Source organism: Casimicrobium huifangae (assembly GCF_009746125.1).
Lineage (GTDB): Bacteria > Pseudomonadota > Gammaproteobacteria > Burkholderiales > Casimicrobiaceae > Casimicrobium > Casimicrobium huifangae.
This window is the reverse complement of the sequence record NZ_CP041352.1, coordinates 3,538,833-3,554,362: the sequence shown is the minus strand read 5'-3', so window position 1 is coordinate 3,554,362 and position 15,530 is coordinate 3,538,833. Positions and strand designations below refer to the sequence as shown.

General features: G+C 62.6%; 15 protein-coding genes. 11 read left to right on the top strand and 4 right to left on the bottom strand.

Annotation, left to right across the window (positions count from 1 at the left end):
• Positions 1–146: 146 nt before the first annotated feature.
• The 11 genes from FKL89_RS16070 to FKL89_RS16020 all read left to right on the top strand — a co-directional run bounded on the left by FKL89_RS16070 (position 147) and on the right by FKL89_RS16020 (position 13,525).
• Positions 147–1,460 (top strand): CmpA/NrtA family ABC transporter substrate-binding protein, encoded by a 1,314-nt coding sequence (locus tag FKL89_RS16070; RefSeq protein ID WP_238363391.1) that lies wholly within the window; start codon positions 147–149, stop codon positions 1,458–1,460.
• Between the two features lie 101 nt (positions 1,461–1,561).
• Entirely contained in the window at positions 1,562–2,467 is a 906-nt protein-coding gene (gene ntrB, locus FKL89_RS16065) for a nitrate ABC transporter permease (protein WP_420361148.1), read from the top strand.
• 17 nt (positions 2,468–2,484) lie between these two features.
• On the top strand, positions 2,485–3,279 hold the full coding sequence (locus FKL89_RS16060) for an ABC transporter ATP-binding protein (RefSeq protein WP_156863757.1): 795 nt from the start codon (positions 2,485–2,487) through the stop codon (positions 3,277–3,279).
• A 10-nt stretch (positions 3,280–3,289) separates the two neighbouring features.
• Positions 3,290–5,758 carry a nitrite reductase large subunit NirB gene (gene nirB / locus FKL89_RS16055; RefSeq protein WP_156863756.1) on the top strand — a complete coding sequence of 823 codons (2,469 nt, stop codon included), beginning with the start codon at positions 3,290–3,292 and terminating at the stop codon, positions 5,756–5,758.
• Positions 5,759–5,790: 32 nt separating this feature from the next.
• Complete coding sequence (nirD, locus tag FKL89_RS16050; RefSeq protein ID WP_156864747.1) at positions 5,791–6,108, top strand: nitrite reductase small subunit NirD; 318 nt, start codon at positions 5,791–5,793, stop codon at positions 6,106–6,108.
• Between the two features lie 5 nt (positions 6,109–6,113).
• Positions 6,114–8,975, top strand: coding sequence for a nitrate reductase (locus FKL89_RS16045; RefSeq protein WP_156863755.1), 2,862 nt, complete (start codon positions 6,114–6,116; stop codon positions 8,973–8,975).
• A gap of 299 nt (positions 8,976–9,274) precedes the next feature.
• A complete protein-coding gene (rpsP, locus tag FKL89_RS16040) occupies positions 9,275–9,544 on the top strand; it encodes a 30S ribosomal protein S16 (RefSeq protein WP_156863754.1) in 270 nt (89 codons plus the stop codon).
• Between the two features lie 138 nt (positions 9,545–9,682).
• Positions 9,683–10,195, top strand: coding sequence for a ribosome maturation factor RimM (gene rimM, locus FKL89_RS16035; RefSeq protein WP_156863753.1), 513 nt, complete (start codon positions 9,683–9,685; stop codon positions 10,193–10,195).
• Positions 10,196–10,219: 24 nt separating this feature from the next.
• Positions 10,220–10,966: a tRNA (guanosine(37)-N1)-methyltransferase TrmD gene (gene trmD / locus FKL89_RS16030; protein ID WP_156863752.1), complete on the top strand. Its 747-nt coding sequence runs from the start codon at positions 10,220–10,222 to the stop codon at positions 10,964–10,966.
• Positions 10,967–11,134: 168 nt separating this feature from the next.
• Complete coding sequence (gene rplS, locus FKL89_RS16025) at positions 11,135–11,539, top strand: 50S ribosomal protein L19 (RefSeq protein ID WP_156863751.1); 405 nt, start codon at positions 11,135–11,137, stop codon at positions 11,537–11,539.
• A 150-nt stretch (positions 11,540–11,689) separates the two neighbouring features.
• A complete protein-coding gene (locus FKL89_RS16020; protein ID WP_156863750.1) occupies positions 11,690–13,525 on the top strand; it encodes an RDD family protein in 1,836 nt (611 codons plus the stop codon).
• A 33-nt stretch (positions 13,526–13,558) separates the two neighbouring features.
• On the opposite strand, the gene FKL89_RS16015 is transcribed toward FKL89_RS16020, so the two are convergent.
• From FKL89_RS16015 to FKL89_RS16000, 4 genes are all read right to left on the bottom strand, one after another.
• Positions 13,559–13,795, bottom strand: coding sequence for a sulfurtransferase TusA family protein (locus FKL89_RS16015; RefSeq protein ID WP_156863749.1), 237 nt, complete (start codon positions 13,793–13,795; stop codon positions 13,559–13,561).
• Between the two features lie 122 nt (positions 13,796–13,917).
• Complete coding sequence (locus FKL89_RS16010) at positions 13,918–14,508, bottom strand: BON domain-containing protein (protein WP_238363390.1); 591 nt, start codon at positions 14,506–14,508, stop codon at positions 13,918–13,920.
• Positions 14,509–14,519: 11 nt separating this feature from the next.
• Positions 14,520–15,158 carry an SIS domain-containing protein gene (locus tag FKL89_RS16005; RefSeq protein WP_156863748.1) on the bottom strand — a complete coding sequence of 213 codons (639 nt, stop codon included), beginning with the start codon at positions 15,156–15,158 and terminating at the stop codon, positions 14,520–14,522.
• Positions 15,159–15,163: 5 nt separating this feature from the next.
• Positions 15,164–15,529: a YraN family protein gene (locus FKL89_RS16000; protein WP_238363389.1), complete on the bottom strand. Its 366-nt coding sequence runs from the start codon at positions 15,527–15,529 to the stop codon at positions 15,164–15,166.
• Between the last annotated feature and the right edge of the window lies 1 nt (position 15,530).

Here is a 15,530-nt window from a genome sequence, read left to right as displayed (position 1 = left end):
ACGCTGGCACGACTCTCGCTTAACGGGCCTGTAGCGATCAAAGGCGATCGCAACAGTCTCTCCAGTCCGAACAATTCGCTTTTCCTTGAGCACAGGGGCTCGTGACCAACCGGTCGCGCGCCCCTTTTTCTTTTGCGGAGTACGTCATGAGCGCTATGCGCAACCCGGTTTCTGAATTGAATGGTGAAAGCGCAGCCGATCAGGATTCGGTATCGACCGCGTTGGCGCCGCAGTCTGCTGTGCGCCGCAAGATTGTGAAAAGCGCCGGCGCTGCGAGCCTGATGTCGCTGGTGCCCGCCGCCGTCCGCCAGGGCGCGTGGGCGCAGGGTTCCGACGCACCGGAAAAGAAGGAGGTGAGGATTGGCTTCATCCCGCTGACCGACTGCGCCAGCGTGGTGATGGCGTCGGTGCTGAAGCTCGACGAGAAATACGGCATCAAGATCATCGCATCCAAAGAAGCCAGCTGGGCTGCCGTGCGCGACAAGCTGGTGAATGGCGAGCTCGACGCGGCGCATGTGCTGTACGGCTTGGTCTACGGCGTGCACATGGGCATCGGCGGGCCGAAAAAGGACATGGCAGTGCTCATGACGCTCAACAACAACGGGCAGGCGATCACGCTGAGTAATCTGTTGAAAGACAAGGGCGTGACCGACGGCCCTTCGCTCGCGGCGCTGATGAAGAAAGAGAAGCGCGAATACACCTTCGCGCAGACCTTCCCGACAGGAACGCACGCGATGTGGCTCTATTACTGGCTTGCCGCCAACGGCATCAATCCGATGAGCGATGCGAAGGTAATTACCGTGCCGCCGCCCCAAATGGTGGCCAACATGCGCGTGGGCAATATGGACGGCTACTGCGTTGGTGAGCCGTGGAACGCACGCGCGATCTTCGACAAGATCGGCTTCACGGCGGTCACCACACAGGATATCTGGACGGATCACCCCGAAAAGGTGCTTGGCACCACCGACGAGTTCACCAAAAAGTATCCGAACACGGCGCGTGCGATGACCGCCGCGATCCTTGAAGCGTCGCGCTTCATCGATCAGGAAGTCGACAAGAAGAAGACCGCCACCATCCTCGCTGACAAGGCCTATGTGAACACCACCATGGAAGTGATTGAGGATCGCTGGGAGGGCAAGTACGACAACGGGATTGGCAAGAAGTGGACCGATCCGAACGCGATGAAGTTTCACAAGGACGGTGCCACCAACTATCCCTATCTTTCAGACGGCATGTGGTTCCTCACCCAGCACAAGCGCTGGGGCCTGCTGAAAGAGCACCCGGACTATCTCGCTGTCGCGAAGGCAGTCAACAAGATCGACATCTACAAAAAGGCGGCCGCCGCTGCCAAGGTGAATGTGCCGAAGAGCGATCTGCGCTCGTCGAAGTTCATCGATGGCGTGGTGTGGGACGGCAGCAACCCGAAGGCCTACGCCGAAGGTTTCAAGATCAAGGCCTGAGTGCCCCCCAAGGCCTTAGCGCCCCATTTCGAATGACGGAGCAACGCATGAGCGCCACTCTCACCGCAGACAGCATGATGACCACGACCACCGCGAGCACCATGACGCCCGCACCACTTATGCACGCAACCCCGGCCCCGGAGGCGGCGACGGAAGTTGCCGCACCCACCGAAGCCCAGCTCAAGGCGGCGGCTGAGCGCGATGCACTGACCCAGGCGGCGGCGCGCCGCCGCCGCGAGCGGCTGGCTGCGTTCGTGCAGCAAGTGGTGCCCGGCATCGTCGGCATCCTGTTGTTCCTGTTGCTCTGGCAGGGCGTGGCGCAACTCGTGGGCAACTTCCCCGGCCCGGCCAAGGTGTGGGACAGCGCGGTGAAGCTGTTCAGCGATCCGTTCTACCAGAAGGGACCGAATGAGCAGGGCATTGGCTGGAACATCCTCTCGTCGCTCAAGCGCGTCGGCATTGGCTTCGGGCTCGCCGCGCTGGTGGGCATTCCGCTCGGCTTCGTGATCGGCCGCTTCGCCACGATGGACCGCATGACTGCACCGATCATCTCGATCCTGCGTCCGGTCTCTCCGCTGGCCTGGCTACCGATTGGGCTGATGGTGTTCAAGGCGGCCAATCCCGCTGCGATCTGGGTGATCTTTATCTGCTCGATCTGGCCGATGATCATCAATACGGCCGTCGGCGTGCAGCGAATTCCACAGGATTACCTCAACGTTGCGCGCGTGCTGAACCTTTCCGAATGGAAGGTGTTCACGAAGATTCTGTTTCCCGCCGTGCTGCCCTACATGCTCACCGGCGTGAAGCTCTCCATCGGTGTGGCGTGGCTGGTGATCGTTGCGGCAGAAATGCTCACGGGTGGCGTTGGCATTGGTTTCTGGCTGTGGGACGAATGGAACAACCTGGTGATGGAGCACATCATCATCGCCATCTTCACCATTGGCATTGTCGGCCTGATCCTCGAGCAGGCGCTGATCTGGATCGCCAGGCGCTTCCAGTTTGAATAGATGTTTGGAGACAAACCATGACGCAAGGCTTCCATCTCGTCGTCGACAACGTCGACAAGCGTTTCAACACCAAACAGGGTGAATTCATCGCCATCCGCGACATCAATCTGCGCGTGCAGCGCGGCGAATTTGTTGCACTCATCGGGCACTCCGGCTGCGGCAAATCAACGCTGCTGAACCTGATCGCGGGCCTCAGCACAGCGAGCAATGGCGTGCTCGTCTGCGCGGGCCGCGAGATCGCCGGGCCAGGGCCGGATCGGGGTGTGGTGTTCCAGAACCACTCGCTGCTGCCGTGGCTGACCTGCTTTGACAATGTGTATCTCGCCGTCGAGCGTGTGTTTGCTGCGTCGGAGTCGAAAGCCCAACTCAGGGCGCGTACCGAAGCCGCGCTCAAGATGGTTGGCCTTGCGCATGCGATGCACAAGCATCCGAACGAAATCTCCGGTGGCATGAAGCAGCGTGTGGGCATTGCCCGGGCGCTTGCCATTGAACCTGCCGTGCTGCTGCTCGACGAGCCGTTCGGCGCGCTCGATGCACTCACTCGCGCGCACCTGCAGGACGAGCTGATGCGCATCGTCGCCGAGACGAAATCGACGGTGGTGATGGTCACTCACGATGTGGACGAAGCCGTGCTGCTCTCCGACAAGATCGTGATGATGACCAATGGCCCGTCGGCGACGATTGGTGAAATTCTCGAGGTGAACCTGCCACGTCCGCGTGACCGGCTCGCGCTGGCCGAGGACACCGACTATCACCACTATCGCAAGGCAGTGGTGGAGTTTCTGTACGCCAAACAGAAGAAGGCTGCGTAGGAGCCCCGCCATGAGCGCAAAGCAGAAACTGGCCGTGATCGGCAACGGCATGGCGGGCATCCGCACGATCGAGGAGTTGCTCAAGATCGCGCCGGACAAATACGAGATCACCGTGTTCGGGGCGGAACCACACCCAAACTACAACCGCATCCTGCTGTCACCGGTGCTGGCAGGCGAGCAGACGATCAAGGACATCGTGCTCAACGACTGGGACTGGTACCGCGACAACTGCATCAATCTCGTTACCGGCAAGAAGATCACCGACATCCACCGCACACGACGGGAATTGACGGCCGACGACGGTGAAAAATACAGCTACGACCGCCTGCTCATCGCCACCGGCTCGAATCCCTTTATCCTGCCGATCGAAGGCAACAAGCTGCCCGGCGTGATTTCCTATCGCGATATCGCTGATACCGAAGCGATGATCGACGCTGCGAAGCGCTACAAGAAAGCCGTGGTCATCGGTGGTGGCCTGCTGGGCCTCGAAGCGGCGAACGGTCTCAAGCTGCGCGGCATGGACGTGACCGTGGTGCACGTGATGCCCTGGCTCATGGAGCGCCAGCTTGACGAGCGCGCCGGCAAGCTGCTGCAGGCATCGCTGGAGGCAAAAGGCATCGAGTTCCGCATGCAGGCGCAGACCGAAGCACTGGTCGCGGGTGAGTCTGGCCGCGTCGCCGCGCTGCGCTTCAAAGGCGGCGAGCAGATTGCAGCTGACCTCGTGGTGATGGCGGTTGGCATCCGACCCAACACTGAGCTTGCCGCGAAGTCAGGCCTCGCCGTGAGCCAGCGCCCCGGCGGCATTCTGGTCACGGATACGCTGCAGACGCTGACTGATCCCCGCATTTACTCGGTGGGTGAGTGCGTCAATCATCGTGGCATGGCGTATGGCCTGGTGGCGCCACTGTTCGAGATGGCGAAGGTCTGCGCCAACCATCTGGCCGAGTACGGCATTGGCCGCTACGTGGGTTCGGTGACCTCGACCAAGCTCAAGGTGACCGGCATTGATCTGTTCAGCGCCGGTAACTTCCAGGGCGGTGAAGGCACTGAGGACATCGTGCTGTCCGACCCGATGGGTGGTGTCTACAAACGCCTGGTGATCAAGGACGACAAGCTGGTCGGCGCCTGCCTGTATGGCGACACCGTGGATGGTTCGTGGTACTTCAAGCTATTGCGCGAAGGCAAGACCATCAACGAGATTCGCGATCACTTGATGTTTGGTGAATCCAACATCGGTGACGTCGGCCACGAAGGGCACAGCAAAGCCGCCCAGATGAAGGACACCGATGAGGTCTGTGGCTGCAACGGCGTCTGCAAAGGTGTCATCGTCAAGGCGATCAAGGACAAGGGCTTGTTCACGCTGGACGAAGTGCGGAAGCACACCAAGGCCTCATCATCATGCGGATCGTGCACGGGGCTCGTCGAACAGATCCTGATGTTCACCGCAGGGGGTGATTACAGCGCGACGCCGAAGATGAAGCCGATGTGCGGCTGCACCGATCACACGCATCAGGGCGTGCGCGACGCGATTCGCGAGGCCAGGCTGCTCTCGGTGCAAGGCGTGATGCAGGCGTTGCAGTGGCGCACGCCAAACGGTTGCGCGTCGTGCCGCCCAGCGCTCAACTATTACCTGATTTCGACGTGGCCGAAGGAGGCGCTGGACGATCCGCAGTCGCGCTTCATCAACGAGCGAGCGCACGCCAACATCCAGAAGGATGGCACCTTCAGCGTGATTCCGCGCATGTGGGGCGGCGAGACAACTGCTGACGAACTGCGCCGCATCGCGAACGCAGTCGACAAATACAAGATTCCCACTGTAAAGGTCACCGGCGGCCAGCGTATCGATTTGCTTGGTGTGAAGAAGGAAGATCTGCCCGCCGTGTGGAAGGACATCGGCATGCCGTCCGGTCATGCCTATGCCAAGGCGTTGCGCACGGTGAAAACCTGCGTCGGCTCCGAGTGGTGTCGCTTCGGCACCCAGGACAGCACACAGATGGGCAAGGACCTCGAACGTGCAATGTGGCGCATGTATGCGCCGCACAAGGTCAAGTTTGCGGTGAGTGGCTGCCCGCGCAACTGCGCCGAGGCGGGCATCAAGGATGTCGGTGTGATCGGTGTTGATTCCGGCTGGGAGCTTTACGTCGCCGGCAATGGTGGCATCAAGACCGAAGTCGCGCAATTCTTCGTCAAGGTGAAAACGTCTGCGGAAGTGCTCGAATACACCGGTGCCTTCATGCAGTTGTACCGTGAAGAGGGCTGGTACCTTGAGCGCACGGTTCACTACGTTTCACGCGTCGGCCTCGACTACGTGAAGAAAAAGGTGCTCGACGACGCGGCCAATCGCAAGGCGCTGTGGGAGCGGCTGCAGTTTGCACTCGACGGGGAGCCCGATCCGTGGTTCGAGTTCGACAAGGCGCGTGTTGACACGCGGCAATTCATTCCGATCAAACCCGTAGCGGGTGCCGCGGTGGCAGCCTGAATGCAAATCACATGAGCGCAATCGAGACACAAATGGGCTGGAGATATGTCTGCAAACTGGACGAGCTGCCGGTGCTGGGCGCCCGCGTCGTCGAACGGAGCACGGAAGCGGGAGGTAACGTCGCCGTCTTCCGCAACGATCAGGATGCCGTGTTCGCGCTGCTCGACCGCTGTCCGCACAAGGGCGGCCCGCTGTCGCAGGGCATCGTGTTTGGCGAACGCGTCGCCTGCCCGTTGCACAATTGGTCGATCGAGCTGAAGAGCGGCGAAGCGGTAGCGCCGGACGCGGGATGTACCCAACGATTTCCGGTCCGGATTGAAGCCGGTGAGGTTTTCGTCGACCTCGGCTGATTGGCATGCACGAGGTCCGTACGACCTGCCCTTACTGCGGCGTTGGCTGTGGCGTGCTCGCTACGACTGATGGCGAGAAGATTACTGCTGTCCGTGGCGACCCCGATCACCCGGCGAATTTTGGTCGCCTCTGCACCAAGGGCAGCACGCTGCACCTGACGACAACGCCCTATGGTCGCGCGCTTTACCCGGAGATGCGCGACAGCGCTGACCGTTTGCAGCCCCGAAAGCGCGTGTCGTGGGACGCGACCCTCGACGCACTGGTCGACAAGTTTGCCTCCACCATCGCTGCCCACGGCCCCGATAGTGTCGGCTTCTACATCTCCGGGCAGCTGCTGACCGAGGACTACTACGTCTTCAACAAGCTCGCCAAGGGTCTGATCGGTACCAACAATATCGACACCAATTCGCGACTTTGCATGTCGTCCGCGGTTGCCGGCTACAAGGCGACCCTCGGCGCCGATGCGCCGCCCGCCTGCTACGACGACCTGAATCACGCCGAGCTGATTGTGATTGCTGGCAGCAATGCGGCTTGGACACATCCGATTTTGTATCGGCGTCTGGAGGACGCAAAGGCGAAGAACCCGAACCTGACCGTCGTCTGCATTGATCCACGGCGTACCGAGACGGCCCGTGCCGCAGATCTGCACCTGCCAATCCTGCCCGGCACTGACGTGGCGCTGTTCAACGCCGTGCTGCACTGGCTTAGCTGGGAAGACGCAATTGATGCGGCGTACATCAATGCCCACACCGAAGGTTTCGGCGAACTCAAGTCATTGGTGCGCGAGTGCACGCCTGCGTGGGCGGCGCGCATCTGTGGCGTAGACGAGGTGCAGATCGTTGCGTTCGCGAAACTTTGGCAGCGTTCGGCAGCAACGCTTTCGCTGTACTGCCAGGGGCTCAATCAGTCGTCTTCTGGCACGGACAAGAACGCCGCGCTAATCAACCTGCACCTGGCCACGGGGCAGATCGGCAAGCCCGGCGCCGGTCCGTTCTCGCTGACCGGGCAACCGAATGCGATGGGCGGCCGTGAGGTGGGCGGCTTGGCCAACCTGTTGCCTGGGCATCGCGACGTCACCGATGCTGACCACCGGGCAGAAATCGAAGCGCTGTGGTGCCTGCCGGCTGGGCGCATTTCGGCAACATCGGGCAAGACGGCGATCGAAATGTTCGACGCGGTCAAGCGCGGCGAGATCAAGTTGCTCTGGATTGCCTGCACCAATCCTGCGCAGTCGTTGCCCGATTTGCCATCAGTGGCCGAAGCGTTTGCCAAGGCCGAGTGCGTGATCGTGCAGGAAGCGTTCAAGACCACCGAAACCGCGCGGCTGGCCGACGTGCTGCTGCCAGCATCGACTTGGGGAGAAAAGCACGGTACGGTGACCAACTCGGAGCGCCGTATCACGCACTTGAACGCCGTACTGCCGCCGCCTGGCGAGGCGCGGCATGACTGGGACATCGTGGTGGAGTTTGCGCGGCGGCTGGAGGCAAGACTTTCCCCCCTCTCCCTTGAGGGGAGAGGGGCGGGGGAGAGGGTGAACGTTGCAAGGGAGCTTCCTCTCCCGCCACCATCCCCCTCTCCCCATCCCTCCCCCACGAGGGGGGAGGGGGCTACCTTGTTTCCCTACGCAAACCCCGAAGACATCTTCAACGAGCACCGCGAGACAACGCGCGGACGCGACCTTGACATCACCGGGCTCGACTACGCGTTACTCGATCGTGCCGGCCCGCAGCAGTGGCCACTGCGCGAGGGCGAGGCGACGGGGCGAGCGCGGCTCTATGCGGACGGTGTCTTCGCTACCCCCAGCGGTCGTGCCAAATTCCGTGTGACGCCGTACAAGGGCGTAGCCGAACCAGTCGATGCGCGTTATCCGCTTGCGCTGACGACTGGCCGGCTGCGTGACCAGTGGCACGGCATGAGCCGTACCGGCCGCGTGCCGCAGCTTTATGGCCACGAGCCGGAGCCGATGCTCACCATGAACCCGAACGACATGGCGCGACGCGGGCTCACGGCAGGAGAAGTGGTGCGCGTGGCGTCGCGTCGTGGCGAGCTGCTGATCCGGCTGGCGGCTAGCGAGGACATCCGCTCGGGGCAGTGCTATGTGCCGATGCATTGGGGCAAACTGTCGCTGGCGGCGAGTGGCTCACACGGCATCAACGCACTGACGGTGCCGGCGTTCGATCCGGTGTCGAAGCAGCCGGAGCTCAAGCACACGGCCGTGCGGGTAGAGCGCGCAGCGCTGCCGTGGTCGCTGGTGGCCTTTGCCTATGTCGAGGGCGGTCGCGATCCGGTGGCTGTGACCGACGAGCTGCGCGAGATTGCGCGGGGGCTGCCCGGCGATCCGCAGGGGGTGTTCGCCAGCACCACCCTGATTGGCAGTGAACATCCGGGTGTCGTACTGCGGTTGGCGGCCGAAAAGGCGCCGGAACGCACGACGCTGGAGCAGATTGATCGCGTGCTGGGCCTGGTTGGGCGGGCGACGCTGGCTTACGACGATCCAAGGCGTAACCTCAGCCGTCGGGTGCGCGTTGACGACGACCGTCTTGCCGGCGTGCGGCTGGCGGGCGATCTGGCGGCCGAAGCATGGATGCGCGACTTCTTCCTGTCGGGTGCGTCGGTGGCGGAGCTGCGGCAGCGCCTGCTCGCCGGCAGCGCGCAGGCGCCGCAGGGCTTCAAGCCGCGCGGCAAGGTGGTCTGCAACTGTTTCAACGTGGCGGAGAGCGAGATCGCGGAATTCTGTGCCGGTGTGCCAGGCGACGCTGCGGGCAAGCTCGGCGCGCTGCAGGCGGCGAAGCGATGCGGCACCAACTGCGGGTCCTGTCTGCCGGAGCTGCGGACGCTCGTTGCCAGCGCTGTCGCTGCAGCGTGAGCGTTGCCGGTGTGTCGGCCTACTGTGAATTTGCCGATAACAGCTCTTTGTGCAAAGCCTTATCTTAATTGGGCGAAGCACGTAAAATCGCTATAAGTCGATAAATAGCACTTTCGGTCGTCTAGCCAAACTTGAATGCGGGTTTAACAAGAAAGCTGATACTAACTGGCAGTGGCTAACCGACCACTGGAGCGCCGAGACTAGGCAAAAGTCGCTCGGCGAGCTACAATTTAAGGCTAACCAAATTTCTATCCGGTCCCGGTGCAACCGTTCACGTGGGACGCTAACCGAGAATACTCATGGTTGTTATCCGTCTTTCCCGCGGTGGTTCCAAAGGTGCCCCGTTCTACAACATCGTTGTCAGCGATTCGCGCAACCGTCGCGATGGTCGCTTCATTGAGCGTCTGGGTTTCTACAACCCGGTCGGCAAGGAAGGCGCCGAGAACTTCCGCGTTGCTTCTGACCGCCTGACCCACTGGGTCGGCAAAGGCGCGCAGATGTCCGACACCGTGGCCCGTCTGGTCAAGGTTTCGGCCAAAGCTGCTGCGGCTGCTCCGGCCGCCGCTTAACGCAGGCTGGACTTCGGGGCGCCGCTGATTCGGCGCTGCGCCCCGGTCACTGCGGTGGCTGCTGATTCCTTGCAGATCCTCCACGCGGTCGCCTCTGTACCCGCCCGACCGGCTGGTATTTTCCCAGCGTAGCGAACCGTGGCGCAGCCCCCCGATCTCATCGCACTCGCCAAAGTCGGTCGTCCGTACGGATTGACCGGCGCGGTGCATTTGTACCCGTATTCCGCAGACGCGCAGACACTGCTCAAGGCCAAAACGCTGACCATCGGCAATGCCGATTTCGCGGTCACGCGCTCGCGTCGGCACGGTGAAAGCATCGTTGCCCAACTGGTCGGCATTGATTCGCCCGAAGCGGCTGCCAAACTGACCAACAAGGAAGTGTTCGCGGACCGCGCGGCCTTCGCGCCGCTTCCAGATGGTGAGTTCTACTGGATTGACCTGATTGGTCTCACCTGCACCAACGGCGATCGCGTGTTCGGTGAAATTACCGAAATCTTTGAGGCTGGTGCACACCCCATCCTGCGTATCCGCCTTGCGCCACCCGAAGCCCGGGCCGGCGAGGACGAGCTGATTCCCTTCGTCGACGCCATCGTGCGTTCGGTCGATCTGGCGGCACGCCGGGTTGATGTTGACTGGGCTGGTCTCGACTAGCTTTCACTGAGAGCGACTACTCACATGCTCTCGGTTTCCCTGCTGGCTGCATTTCCCGATCTGGTTGAGCATGCGCTCGACTACGGCGTGACCGGTCGCGCACGCGAGCGCGGGCTCTGGCGCTGGCGCGGCTTCGGGCTGCACGAGTTTGCCAACGATGCCCGCAAATCGATCGACGCACGCCCTGCGGCTGGCGGACCGGGCATGGTGCTGATGGCCGGACCGCTTGACCGTGCGCTGACGGCTGCCCGCGAATGGCATGGCGCTGCGCCGACGGTGGTTTTTTTGAGCCCGGATGGCGCGCCGTTGACGCAGCCGCGCGTGCGCGACTTTGCACAAGCCCCTCATCTCTGCTTTGTCGCGGGCCGCTACGAAGGCATTGACCAGCGCTGGATCGACGGCAATGTCGACGCTGTCGTTTCCCTCGGCGATTACGTGCTGTCGGGCGGTGAGCTGGCGGCGGCGGTTGTGGTGGATGCCTGCATCCGCCTGCTGCCCGGCGCGCTGGGCGACAACGAATCGACGGCGTTCGAATCCTTCGCTGACGATCAAGGTGGTTGGCTCGACTGGCCGCAGTATGCGCTCACTGTCGGCGATGAGCCTTTGCCGCTGGGGCTCTCGGGTGGTGATCACTCGGTGATTCAGCGCTGGCGGCTGAAGCAGGCGCTGGCGCGCACCTGGCGCCGACGCCCCGATCTGCTGGCGCGCGCCAAGCTGTCGCTCGAAGAGCGTGCACTGATCGACGAAATTGCGCTAGAATCAAAGGCTTAGCGCAGAATTTCTGCACTGATTTCCAGCGCGTCGGGTCGTTTGTCGGGCAACCGCGAACCCTGCGCACGGAACCTGATGTGTGTTGAGCGTGCTGCTTTGGTCGGCATCGCAGGCTGGGTTGTCCCACCGCACACCTCTCAGACTCTGAAAACACCAAAAGGAAACATCATGTCAAAAACCGCACGTGGCGGCGCCACCAAGTCCCTGATCGCAACGCTCGAACAGGAAGAAATCGCCCGCCTGAACAAGACCGTTCCCACCTTCGCCCCCGGCGATACCGTCATCGTCAACGTCAACGTCGTTGAAGGCGAGCGCAAGCGCGTTCAGGCTTACGAAGGCGTGGTGATCGCCAAGCGCAACAAGGGCCTCAACAGCTCGTTCATCGTGCGCAAGATTTCCAACGGTGAAGGCGTCGAGCGTACGTTCCAGCTGTACTCACCGCTGATCGCGTCGATCGAACTCAAGCGCCGTGGTGCTGTGCGCCGCGCCAAGCTCTACTACCTGCGTGATCGTTCGGGCAAATCGGCTCGTATCCGCGAAAAGCTCGAGACCAACAAGCCGGCTGCCGCGTAATTCCGGCCCGCACGCTGTCGCGCAGAAGTTTGCGCAGCAAAGAGACGGCCCTTCGGGGCCGTTTTTCTTTGGTAGGACACGACAGCGTCATAGTTCGAGTGCGGCAATTGCAGCGGCTATCATCGCGGTATTCCTTTCACGGCAACCGGCATGCGCAACAGCATTTACGACGCGCTTGAGATCAGTGCATCGAGTTCTGTCGCAGCAATTCAGGCGGCAGTGCGTACCGTTGTCCGGCGGTTCTGGGCGGTGCCGCGCGACGCATCGGGCGACTCGGAAGAAGCCGTCCGCTTCGCCGCGCTGGCGGCATCCATCCTCGGCAATCCGGTTCGGCGCAAGGACTACGATGTCGCACTCAATCCCGGTGTCGGCAGTGGTCCCTGGCGTCTGCCGATTGGCAACCGGGAGGCGTCGGCAGGCGAGGGCAGCACCAACTCCCGTGTGCTGGGCGAGGGCGCCGAGGTTTCGCAACTTTCGGTCGATGCCGCTCCTCCCAAGGCGCTACCCGGTGTTGACGCCCTCGCGGAGCCGCTGCCGGATGGCAAAGCATGGCAGTCCCCGCTGATTTGGGGTGGCTTCGCGATTGCCTTTCTGCTGCTGTGGTTTGGCTGCTCCCAGTTGCTGGGTGAGCTGGCCCGCTGGAACCTGATGCACTCGGTGGCGGTCGCGGGTGCGTTGGCAGGCCTGCTGTTTGCGGCGGCGCTCTGGTTGGGGCGTGCCCGGGAACCGGCCGCTGCGGTGGCCAGCTTGTCGCGGCTGGCAATCATCAAATGGCGGCGCGAAGGCTCAATCTTCATTGGCTTGCCACCACCGCAGCACGACACGGCGTGGATTTTCAAACTGCGTCTGATGGAACTCACGCGCAGTGCAGCCGGCTTCGTCACCGCCACCAATCCGTGGCGACGACTGGTAGCCCGTCTGGTGGACTACTCGCTGGTTGCGCTCGCAACCTATGGTCTGATTGCGCTGGCCGACGCTTTCGTTCCCGCCTCCGGCCTCTGGTTTGCGGCATTACGTTCGCCCCTGCTGTTCCCGGCCATCGTCGTTCTGCTGACTATCCCGTTTGAAGCCATCACCTTGCGCACGCTGCACACGACCCCTGGCAAATGGTTGCTGAGCATGGTCGTTGTGCTCGCGGCCAGCCGGCCTGCCGATCAGGCGATGCCGGGCGATGCCCAATTGGCGTGGGGGCGGTCGCTGCGCGTTGCGTGGTCCGGCGCAGCCCTGGGCGTGTGGCCGGTGGCACTGGTTCGCCTCGCGGCCAATCTGCGGGCGGCCCGGGACCGGGAAACTGAATGGGATGCGAGTGGTGATTCCATCGTGATGGCACGATCACTCACGGTTGTTGCAGTAGCGACCGCGCTGAGCCTGCTGGTCGCCGCCGCTCTGATCGTGCTCGGGGCGTGGTATCGCGATGCGGTTACCTTCGGGCCACAGTTGTTGACGACCACGACGCATGTGGGCAGTGACATCGCCCGGCTGATCGGTACCGACCACAAGCCGTCATCGGTGAATCCGCCCGCAGCGGTGCCCAGCACGTCGCCGGCAGTCGGCAGTGAAATCCGTCAGCCTGAACCGTCGAGCCCGGCGCCGGTGGTGGCACCCCGGCCCGAGGTGGTGGCGCCAGCGCCGCGTCCTGCACCCGCCGCGCCCGTGATGGCGGCAAAGCCGGCACCGAACTCAGTGGCCGAGTCCGAGATGGAGAAGCAGGCCAATGCAGCGCATGCCCGACGCGTCCGCATCGATGGCTACGCCAGACAGGCCGAAGCGGCGCGCCGTTCCGGCAATTACGCCGGTTTGCAATCAGCCTGCCAGCAGTGGACACAGGAACAGCCGGGAAGCCCGGAAGCCTGGCGTTGCTACGGTTTGGCGCAACAGCAGAATGGCGCCGGTCGCGATGCCTTGCCGGCGTTGCGTCAGGCCCTGAAACTGGAGCCCAAAGACTCACAGGTCGAAGCCGCGATCTTGCGCATCCTTCGTCCGTAGTGACTCGCGAACGGCAACTGCGCGATCAGGCTGCTATTTGCGACGCAGCAGGAATACGAACTCGCCGTTGGCGGCCGACTGATCAACCAGCGTATTTCCGGTCTGCCGGGAGAATGCCTGAAAGTCGCGTTGCGACGCAGGGTCGGTCGCCACCACCTTCAGCACTTGTCCGCTCAGCATGTCGTTGAGAGCCTTCTTGGTGCGCAGGATCGGCAGCGGGCAGTTGAGCCCGCGCGCATCGACTTCGCGATCTACAGTGACTGGGTTCATGGCGGTGGTTCCGGAACAAAGCGCTGGCGACCGGAAGACAACTGATCGCGTCGCGCGGGCGATGATTGCCGCAACTGCAGTGCGGCTGGCGGCCGCACCCCCTGTGCGGCAATCTTCTGATTTTAGTCGAGGTACTCGAACAGGCGCACCACCCGGCTGACGCCGGCCGTCGTACTGGCCAGTTGCGCGGCCGCGTCCGCTTCGCTGCGCTTGACGATGCCCATCAGATAGACCACGCCGGCTTCGGTGACCACCTTGACGTGATTGGGCTGGAAGCGATTGGCTTCGAGGAATCGCGTCTTGACGATGGTGGTCAGGCGGGTGTCATTGCTGACCGCCATCACACCGGCCTGCGGACCAACGGCCATCTCGTTGAAGATGCGCTTGATACCGGCAACGGTCGCGACTTCCTCCTCGACGCCCTTTTTCACCGCCTCGCTCGCTGCTTCACCGCTGATCAGCACGTGCCGGTTGTAGCTGGTGATGTTGACGTGCACCTGATTGTTGTAGCGCGTCTTTACCTTCAGCAGCGCGCGATTCTCGATGTTCTCGTCATCGACAAAAACACCCGAACTCCGCCGGTCTTCGGCCATCATCACCGCCGTGGCGGCGCCACCGATGACCAGGGGCGCACAGCCCGACAACAGTGTTACCGCCGTTACTGCAGCCACGCTGACCAGCATCAGGGTACGGGTGGTAACCGGGGAATTCACACGCTGACTCATCACAAGCCTCCAAGCAAGATTCGATCAATGACATCACACAGCGCATGAATGCCGACGCGGTGCAGTTCCTGTACGCGCATTATGCGGGTAGCGGGTACGTTGATGAGATGGTCGTTCGCGCCCAGATGTTCCCGCAGCCGGCCGCCGTCTTCGCCGGTGAATGCAATCACCAGCATCTCGCGTTCATGTGACGCCGTGATGGCGGCGATCACATTGCCCGAGTTGCCGCTGGCCGAAAACGCAATCAGCACGTCGCCGGCGCCGCCCAGCGCCCGCACTTGCCGTGAGAACACGTCGCTAAAACCGTAGTCATTGCCAATGGCGGTGACGGTACTGCTGTTGGCCGACAGCGCGATGGCCGGCAGGCCCGGCCGTTCCTGCTCCAGTCGTCCCACCAGTTCGGCCACCAGATGCTCGGCATCGGAGGCCGAGCCACCATTGCCACAAGCAAACACGCGGTGGTTGTCCATGAAGGCCTGCACAATGGCCTGCGCGGCGGCGGCAATGCTGTGCGCCGTCGCGCGGCCGGCGGTCGCGGCCGCCTCTGCGGCGTCGTGGAAATGCTGTGCGATCACAGTAACGCCCGCAGCGCGCGCAGGATCGCCGCTCTCGGTCGCAGGTTCCCCCGGTGCTGTCATCGCCGTCAATCTCCAAAAACATTCTTAAGCCATTCTGCACGACGGGTAGCGTCGAACAGCACCGCGTCAACGCGGCAGGGCGGCGTACGGTTCAAGCCGCTCAGGTAGAGGCCGATGGCGCGCTCCAGTCGTTCGCGCTTTTGTCGTCCGATGCTGCCGGCGGCGCCGCCAAAACGCTGGCTGTCGCGCTTGCGGACCTCAACGAAGACCAGCGTCTCGCCGTCACGCATGATCAGATCAATCTCACCCATGCGGCAACGCCAGTTGCGTTCGACCGGAATCAATCCGTGCTGCATGAGAAATGCTTCGGCGTCGCGCTCGAAACGCTCGCCGATGTCGCTGCGTGTTGCGTCGGGCAAGGCGCCAGCCAAG

Coding starts and splice junctions, on each gene's coding strand:
- FKL89_RS16005 (WP_156863748.1), bottom strand. CDS start 15,158: ATGACAGCACCGGGGGAACCTGCGACCGAGAGCGGCGATCCTGCGCGC.
- FKL89_RS16015 (WP_156863749.1), bottom strand. CDS start 13,795: ATGAACCCAGTCACTGTAGATCGCGAAGTCGATGCGCGCGGGCTCAAC.
- nirB (WP_156863756.1), top strand. CDS start 3,290: ATGAGCGCAAAGCAGAAACTGGCCGTGATCGGCAACGGCATGGCGGGC.
- trmD (WP_156863752.1), top strand. CDS start 10,220: ATGCTCTCGGTTTCCCTGCTGGCTGCATTTCCCGATCTGGTTGAGCAT.
- FKL89_RS16045 (WP_156863755.1), top strand. CDS start 6,114: ATGCACGAGGTCCGTACGACCTGCCCTTACTGCGGCGTTGGCTGTGGC.
- FKL89_RS16070 (WP_238363391.1), top strand. CDS start 147: ATGAGCGCTATGCGCAACCCGGTTTCTGAATTGAATGGTGAAAGCGCA.
- FKL89_RS16060 (WP_156863757.1), top strand. CDS start 2,485: ATGACGCAAGGCTTCCATCTCGTCGTCGACAACGTCGACAAGCGTTTC.
- nirD (WP_156864747.1), top strand. CDS start 5,791: ATGGGCTGGAGATATGTCTGCAAACTGGACGAGCTGCCGGTGCTGGGC.
- rpsP (WP_156863754.1), top strand. CDS start 9,275: ATGGTTGTTATCCGTCTTTCCCGCGGTGGTTCCAAAGGTGCCCCGTTC.
- FKL89_RS16020 (WP_156863750.1), top strand. CDS start 11,690: ATGCGCAACAGCATTTACGACGCGCTTGAGATCAGTGCATCGAGTTCT.
- ntrB (WP_420361148.1), top strand. CDS start 1,562: ATGACGCCCGCACCACTTATGCACGCAACCCCGGCCCCGGAGGCGGCG.
- rplS (WP_156863751.1), top strand. CDS start 11,135: ATGTCAAAAACCGCACGTGGCGGCGCCACCAAGTCCCTGATCGCAACG.